Annotated in this window: 4 protein-coding genes; all 4 read right to left on the bottom strand. The window is 70.4% G+C overall.

Annotated features, from left to right (window positions below):
- Window positions 1-864 (bottom strand): DEAD/DEAH box helicase (locus IM632_RS08520; protein WP_296552223.1); only part of this gene is annotated, 864 nt, incomplete at its 3' end.
- A gap of 40 nt (window positions 865-904) precedes the next feature.
- On the bottom strand, window positions 905-1,516 hold the full coding sequence (locus IM632_RS08515) for a 2-hydroxychromene-2-carboxylate isomerase (RefSeq protein WP_296552222.1): 612 nt from the start codon (window positions 1,514-1,516) through the stop codon (window positions 905-907).
- Window positions 1,513-2,220 (bottom strand): glutathione S-transferase N-terminal domain-containing protein, encoded by a 708-nt coding sequence (locus tag IM632_RS08510; RefSeq protein ID WP_296503138.1) that lies wholly within the window; start codon window positions 2,218-2,220, stop codon window positions 1,513-1,515. The genes IM632_RS08515 and IM632_RS08510 overlap by 4 nt, the downstream gene beginning before the upstream one ends.
- Window positions 2,221-2,228: 8 nt before the next feature.
- Window positions 2,229-2,690: phytanoyl-CoA dioxygenase family protein (locus tag IM632_RS08505; RefSeq protein ID WP_296552221.1), on the bottom strand; the 462-nt coding region annotated here is incomplete at its 5' end.

The following is a 2,690-nucleotide window of genomic DNA, read 5'->3' as shown; positions in this document are numbered from 1 at the left end:
GGCGATGGGCAGGTTCTCCTCGTTCAGCTTCCACAGCTCCTGGAAGGCGAACTCGGCCTGGAAGCGGGTGTTGACGAAGACCAGGGTCGTACGCGCCGCGCGGATGGCCGCGTAGACCTCGGCCATAGCGTGCTGGGCCGTGTGCCCCGCCCAGGGCGTGCGGCCGCCCGAGAGCAGGAGGTCCACCTGCGGCGTCGCCCCGGGCGGCCCGCGCACGAGGTCGACGGGCCGCTCCCCGTCGCCCATCCACCGCTGGATGACCGCGGGGTCGTCCACAGTCGCCGACAGGCCGGTGCGCCGCAGGCGCGGCGCCAGGGCCGACAGGCGCGAGAGGCCGAGGGACAAGAGGTCGCCGCGCTTGGAGGCGTGCAGGGCGTGGATCTCGTCGATGACCACGCAGGCCAGGTCTTCGAAGTACAGGCGCGAGCCTTCCCAGGCGCAGAACAGGGCCAGCTGCTCCGGCGTGGTCAGGAGGATGTCGGGGGGCCGCTCCTTCTGCCTCTTCCGCCGCGCCACGCCGGTGTCGCCGGTGCGGCTCTCGGCGGTGATGTCCAGGCCCATCTCCCGGATCGGCCGGGCGAGGTTGCGCTCCACGTCCACGGCCAGGGCCTTGAGCGGCGAGATGTAGAGGGTGTGGACCCCGCGCCGCCCCTCCCGGGGCCGCCCGGCCAGCTCCACCAGGGTCGGCAGGAACCCGGCCAGGGTCTTGCCGCCCCCGGTCGGCGCGATCAGCAGGGCGTCGCGACCGGCCCGCGCCCGGGCGACCATCTCCAGCTGATGGGGACGCGGCGACCAGCCCTGCGCCGCGAACCAGGCGTCGAAACGGGGGGGCAGGGACAGGGAATCCGCGGCGGCGTCGGCCATGCCGCGGTTCTAGCATGTTCCCGTTCCGTTTCGAGGGAATTCAGCCCCCGGTCCGGGCCCTCAGAACCGCTTCGCGCACCAGGGGCAGACGGTCATTGCCGAAGTACATGTCGGTCCCGCCGACGAAGATCGTCGGGCTGCCGAAGCCTCCCCGGGCGACCACCGCCTCGGTGTTGACCCTCAGCTGGTCCTTCACCTCCGGGCGGGCGATGCCGGCGAAGAGGTCTTCGGTGTCCACCCCGGCGCGCCGGCAGATCTCGGCCACGACCTCGTCCTTCGACATGTCCAGGTCATCGCCCCAGTAGGCCTCGAAGGCCGCCCGGGCGAAGGGGACAAGCTGGCCCCTCGGCGCCAGGTGGAGGCAGCCGCGCATGACCTTGACGCTGTTCACGGGGAAGACCGAGGGCGGGAAGCGGATATTCAGCCCCGCATGGCGCGCCCAGTCCCCCAGGTCCTTGAGCATGTAGCGGGCCTTGGCGGGCACCGGGTCGGCCCGTTGGGCGTAGACGCTCGGATTGACCGTATTGAAGATGCCGCCGACCAGGATCGGCTTCCACTCGACCGGGACGTCCAGTTCCTTGGAGAGGGAAAGGAGCCCCTCGAAGGCCAGGTAGGTCCACGGGCTGGAACAGTCGAAATAGGCCTCGATCATGCCGGGCTCCCGGGCTTGGCGGCGCCCTGTCCGAACAGGTTGCGTCGGGTCTCGGCGTCCATCTCCGCAGGCCGGGTCGCGCGACCCACCGCCATGCCGGCCTGGACGCCGGGCCGGGCGCGCACGGCCGCGAACCAGGCCTTTACGGCGGGATAGTCGTCCAGGGTCAGGCCCTGGGCCTTGTGGGTCACCACCCAGGGAAAGATGGCCATGTCGGCGATGGTGAAAGCCTCGCCCGCCACGCAGGCGCCGGTGGCGGCGAGTCGCCGGTCCAGCACTCCGTAGAGGCGCTCGGCCTCCCGGGCGTATCGGTCGATGGCGTAGGGGATGGGCTCGGGAGCGTAGAGCCGGAAGTGCCCGTGCTGTCCCAGCATGGGGCCCAGCCCGCCCATCTGCCACATCAGCCATTCCAGGGTCGCCGTGCGCCCGCGGAGGTCCACGGGCAGGAACCGCCCGGTCTTCTCCGCCAGGTAGAGCAGGATGGCGCCCGACTCGAAGACGGAGACGGGAGGGCCGCCGCCGGCCGGGTCGTTGTCGACAATGGCCGGGATTCGGTTGTTCGGACTGATGGCGAGGAAGTCCGGGACGAACTGCTCGCCCCGCCCGATGTTCACGGGGCGCACCGTATACGGCAGGCCCGCCTCCTCGAGGAAGATCGAGATTTTCCAGCCGTTCGGGGTCGGGGCGTAGAAGAGGTCGATCATCGCGCCCCTCAAGCGTCCGCCAGGTTCTCGATCCGGGTCGCCCAGTAGTCGGCGTCATAGTCCGGATCGCCGGTCAGGTAGCGCCACAGCTTCACCCGGTTCAGCAGCTCCAGCCGGCCGGTGTCGTTCTCGAACCAGGGCTCCTGGGTCATCAGGATCTGCTCTACCGACGGGGGCAGGGGCCCCTTGAGGTAGAAGATCGGCCGCTGCGACTCCTGGGGCTGCAGGGTCGAGACGTCGAACTGGCGGACCTGCGAGCGCGAGGGATTGATCCGCACCTTGAACATGGTCCGGGTCCTGTCGGAGTGGTTGACCCCGCCCCCGTGCCAGATGCCCGAGTGCAGGAAGAGTAGGGTCCCGCCCTCGCAGACCATGTGCTGCTGGCCGCGGATGTTCTGGTAGCGGGCGATGGCCGCCTCGCTGACCTTGCGCAGGTGGCTGCCGGGCAGGAACCGCGTGCCGCCCATGTC

The organism is Phenylobacterium sp., from assembly GCF_020402505.1.
Taxonomy (GTDB): Bacteria; Pseudomonadota; Alphaproteobacteria; order Caulobacterales; family Caulobacteraceae; genus Phenylobacterium.
Note: the sequence above shows the minus strand (reverse complement) of the source record. Positions and strands in the feature narration are given on the sequence as shown.

Coding starts and splice junctions, on each gene's coding strand:
- IM632_RS08510 (WP_296503138.1), bottom strand. CDS start 2,220: ATGATCGACCTCTTCTACGCCCCGACCCCGAACGGCTGGAAAATCTCG.
- IM632_RS08515 (WP_296552222.1), bottom strand. CDS start 1,516: ATGATCGAGGCCTATTTCGACTGTTCCAGCCCGTGGACCTACCTGGCC.